The organism is Vibrio nigripulchritudo ATCC 27043, from assembly GCF_000222685.1.
GTDB lineage: Bacteria > Pseudomonadota > Gammaproteobacteria > Enterobacterales > Vibrionaceae > Vibrio > Vibrio nigripulchritudo.
On the sequence record NZ_AFWJ01000139.1, the window covers coordinates 1 to 4,949 of the forward strand.

Below are 4,949 nucleotides of genomic sequence, written 5' to 3' on the forward strand. Positions count from 1 at the left end.
TGCAAATGCCGAAGATGAAGCGCCAATAAGAAGACTTGCCGTAAGTAAAGTGCGTCGAATCATCAGATATTGATCTCCAGTTTGGAACATTTATCCGCCAAAGTGCGCTTTGGAATTCCCAAGCTTTCTGCCGCGCGGGAGCGATCGCCTTTGTACTGACGCAAACGCATCGCAATGATCTTGGATTCGTAACTTTTCACCGCTGAACGGAGATCAGAAATCGACAGCAGCGTTTGTTCTTCATCCGGCACGTCCTGAACGTTGTCTTCGTTGGCAGCCATCCCTCCGGTATCCTGAATGTAACGCCCTAACTCATCCGCCATCAGCTCGTGCCCGTTGTGCAGGTGCGCACAGCCAAACTCAATAAGATGACGCAGTTCACGTACGTTCCCTGGGAAGGTGTATTGCATCAGCATATCGAGCGCTTTGAAGTGAATACCGCGCACGCGTGTGCCATTGGCTTGGTTAAACTGGTCGATAAAATGCTTGGCAAGCACCTCGACGTCTTCCATCCGCTCTTTCAAACTCGGTACGTTCAGCGGGAACTGGTACAGGCGGTAGAACAGGTCCTGACGGAAGGTTTTCTCTTCTATTTTCTGGCGCAGTTCCACGTGCGTGGCAGCCACTAAGCGAAAGTCGGAGCTCTGCTCTTTTTCTGCCCCCAAAGGTCGGAAAGTTCGGGTTTCCAATACACGTAAAAGCTTCGCTTGCAGCATCGGGGGCATATCGCCGATTTCGTCAAGAAACAGAGTGCCGCCATCTGCCAGCGCAATCAGCCCCGGCTTATTTGAGGTTGCACCTGAAAACGCACCCTTGGTGTAACCAAACAGCTCGCTTTCCAGCAAGTTTTCCGGAATCGCAGCACAGTTGATCGCCACCAGCGATTTGTCCCGGCGTGAGGAAAGTTCATGAATGGCAGACGCCACCACATCTTTACCCACACCCGTTTCACCCTGAATCAACACCGTCATATCCGACTGTGATGCCGTCGCAATTTGCTCGCGCAGCGCTTTCATCGGCGTACTGTCGCCCACCAGCTTGCTGCGGATCGAGTCCGACTGTTTCAGAATGGTCTGAGTTTGCTCCACATAGGAGAGCGATTCTTTCAACTGGCTTTTTGATGCAGAAGCGGCATTCAAATCACCAAGCCACTCCCAATGACGAGTGAACAGGTTGAGGAAACGCAGGTAATTGGACTGCCCCACTTCGTTTATCCACATCGCCACATTCACCAAGTTGACCGACAAAGCCAAAATCGCGCCTGAACGGCTGTGAAGTGGGGTAATCACGATTTTCTGATCCGGTCTGCACCCGTCGATCAGGGAGATAAAGTTGGTGTCCCCTTCCCAATAGACCAGATGTTCGTGATTAATGATTTTTTGCCCGCCGTTTTGCAGTACATGGGCAAACGGGCACTCAAAATCGGTGACGTTCCAGCAGAGATCCGGCACGCGGTTTAAGGTAATCAGTTGGCGACCGTCTGGTGTCACGGCAACAAAGAAGCTCTTGTCTACATGCAGGTCGTGTTGCAAGGTATCCAGCATGACCTGAACCAAGCCGGAGGCTTCTCTGGCGTTCACCAGTTTGTCTGCGACTTTTAGCCAATCACTCATGCTATTCCACCTTCCCGATGAAATCGCCGTCTTCGGCAGAAATGGCTATGTGAGTAACAGTCTCTTGGTTCGCCAGTTTCTCAAGTAACGCCAGAGAAATGGGTGGCAACATCTGCCCTTCGATGATGGCTTCAAGCATGCGGGCGCCGTTTTCTGAACGCGTCGTTCGGGAAAGGATTTCTTCGATCACGCTGGAAGCAATATCGACCGTCGCTTTGTAGCGCTCGGTTAAGGTGGTTTCGAGCCTGCTCAGCTTGCCGCGAACAATCTTCTCCATCACCTCTTCACCTAGCGGCAGATACGGCACCGTTTCCATACGAGCGAGCAACGCTGGTTTAAAGAATGCCGCCAGCTCTGGGTAGAGCGCGTCGTCCATTTCGTCGGTGCGCTCGGCGTAATCGACAATGGTCTGGAAGCCAAGGTTAGACGTCAGAAAGAACACGATGTTCTGACAGTCAATCAAACGACCTTCTCCATCCGCCAGTTCACCCTTGTCGAACGCCTGATAGAACAGGTTCAGCACTTCTGGATGAGCTTTCTCCACTTCATCCAGCAACACGACTGAATACGGCATCTTGCGAATCGCTTCAGTCAGCACACCGCCTTCACCAAAGCCTACGTAGCCCGGAGGCGAACCAATCAGTCTGGAGACTGTGTGTTTCTCTTGGTACTCCGACATATTGATGGTGGTCAGGAAGCGTTTACCGCCGTACAGCTCTTCTGCCAGTTGCACCACGGTTTCGGTTTTACCCACACCACTTGGTCCGACTAATAGGAATGCGCCCTTTGGTCTTCCCGGGCGTCTTAAATCGGCACGAGCGGTCAGCAGGTGTTTGTGAATTCGATTGATGGCGACATCCTGACCTTTGATGGCGTTTTCCAGAATCTCTGGAAGGTGCGTCAGCTTGGTCAGCTCATCGGTATTCATTTGATCAATTGGCACCCCAGTCCAGTCTGCAATCACTTCCGCAACCTGTTGTTCGTCGACTTCAGGGTGAATCAGACGATCCTTAAAAGGCGTTTGATCAAGCTGTTCGTATAGAGTTTCTAATGCTTGTTTGGTATCGGCGAGGTCGTCTTCCGACTGGTCGTCACTGAGCAATGTTGTTCGCAGTTCGATCATCTCATTGATCAAATCGCGCTGTTTCTGCCAGGCTTGCTCCGTTTCCTGATATTCAGCTTTGCACTCCTCATCTTTGGTGATCAGGGTGGCAAGTCGCTCTTCATCTATCTTCTGACCAATCTGAACCTGACGCTCTAGCATGCGACGCTCTAACTCGTATTGATGCTGTAGGGTTTCCAGCTCCGACATCCGAGATGGTGGCGTACTGAGGTTGATGGAGATACGCGCACACGCGGTATCAAGTACGTCAATCGCTTTGTCCGGCAGTTGTCTGCCCGAAACGTAACGAGCAGAAAGGTGCGACGCGGCTTTTAATGCGCTGTCTGAAATCAGAACCTGATGATTCTTCTCATACACTTCGCACAAGCCGCGAAGGATATCGACGGTTTGATCCGCAGACGGTTCATCCAGCTTCACCAGTTGGAAACGACGACTCAGAGCAGGATCTTTTTCGAAGTATTTCTTGTATTCTTTCCATGTAGTAGCAGCCACGGCGCACAATTCGCCACGTGCCAGAGCAGGCTTCAACAGGTTGGCGGCATCGCCTCCCCCTTCTTGGTTGCCCGCTCCAATCAGCGTGTGGGCTTCATCGATGAACAGAATGATCGGCGTTGGCGACGATTTCACTTCATCAATAATGGATTTGAGGCGCTTTTCAAACTCGCCTTTTACCGCAGCCCCTGCTTGCAGCAAGCCCAAATCTAAGCTCATCAGTTCGATGTTTTTCAGCTTATCGGGCACCTTTTCGTCCACGATGCGATTCGCCAAACCTTCAACCACTGCACTTTTACCGACACCGGCATCACCCACTACAATCGGGTTGTTCTTGCGGCGACGGCAGAGGATGTCGATCATCAGATTGATCTCTTCATCGCGGCACAACACAGGGTCAAGTTCCTGATTGCGCGCTTGCGCAGTGACGTTTGCGCAGTATTTGTCGAGCGCACGCTGGCCGTCGTTGCCGATAGGTGCTTTGCTTTTCTTACCTGTACTTTCTTCAACCGGAGTTTCAGAAGAGTCTTTCAAAATGTTGAAGAACTCACGGCGAAGGGTTTCGCGATTCAAAGACTGGAATTTGTTCGCCAAAGGCAGTGGCAGATAGCGATCCGGGCGCATGATGGCGGTCAAGAAAATCACGCCGGAGCGGAGGTGGTCCAGATTCATTTCCGTCGATGCCAACAACCAGGCATCTTGCAGCAATTCAATCAGCAATGGCGAGAAAACCGGGTAGGTATCATGCCCCGTTTCACGCGGAAACGAGCCGTGCACCAAATCCTGAACTTCGTGATGGTCAGTATTGCCACTGCGCAGAATTTCGCGCACATCACTGAGTGGATTGTCCAGTAACACATGCAAATAGTGCTCGAACGTGACTTCAGAGTGTTCGTGTTCAAGGCACAATGAAGCAGCTTGCTCCAGAGCCAGTTTGCTTTGGTCGTTCAGTTTACTGATTAATGTAGGAAGTTCGATTCGAATCACGGCGCAACCTTTGACATTGAAAAATGAAAATAAAATCTATTGATATCTTTGAGTTATATAGAGTGTGTTTTTAAAGAATCTGATTCAGCTGATTGAGTACATCGAGCGACTTGCTGTGAAGCATGTAGCGGTACACAAAAAACACCACTGCCCACAAACCCGCAAAGCCTGCAAAAATCAGCCAAATCGGCATCTGACGACTCAGGCGATATTTGGTGGCAACCACGTGATCTGTGGCGCTGGTCAGCTCTTCTGGCTCTTTGTCATCCAACCTTGAAAGCGTTTCGTAAAGCTTGATGGCGACGCGTTCACGCTCTTCTTTTCCGCCTTCCACCACCTTGTATTTACCCTCAAACCCGAGCATCAGGCAGAGGTAAATGAACTCCAGCAACGGACGATAGCGAGGTGGATCGCTCAGCAAGCGGTTCAAAATGGTGAAGACTTTTTCGCCGCCCCAGGTTTCGTTGTGAAAGCGGGTCAGCAATGAATGTTCTGCCCATGTGCTGTCTGCTCCCCAAGGCGTGCTCATCACCGCTTCATCCAGTACTGCACACAACACGTAGCGGTACGCCATGATCATCGCGTGTTCTACATCCACCTGAACCAGTTCCATTTCAATGGCTTTGATCTCTTCTTGAGCCTGCTTGTAAATGGATTCGATGTTGTCGCACTGAGCCAGTGAACGGATACGCAGCGATAGCCCTAGGAGCGGGGTCGCAGCGTCGATCATTTTG

At 51.1% G+C, this 4,949-nt stretch carries 3 protein-coding genes; all 3 read right to left on the reverse strand.

Going from position 1 to position 4,949, the window contains the following annotated elements:
- Positions 1 to 62: 62 nt before the first annotated feature.
- Positions 63 to 1,613 (reverse strand): sigma-54 interaction domain-containing protein, encoded by a 1,551-nt coding sequence (locus tag RH89_RS12965; protein WP_004402473.1) that lies wholly within the window; start codon positions 1,611 to 1,613, stop codon positions 63 to 65.
- 1 nt (position 1,614) lies between these two features.
- Complete coding sequence (gene tssH, locus RH89_RS12970) at positions 1,615 to 4,215, reverse strand: type VI secretion system ATPase TssH (protein WP_004402475.1); 2,601 nt, start codon at positions 4,213 to 4,215, stop codon at positions 1,615 to 1,617.
- 70 nt (positions 4,216 to 4,285) lie between these two features.
- Positions 4,286 to 4,949 (reverse strand): type IVB secretion system protein IcmH/DotU (icmH, locus tag RH89_RS12975; protein WP_004402476.1); only part of this gene is annotated, 664 nt, incomplete at its 5' end.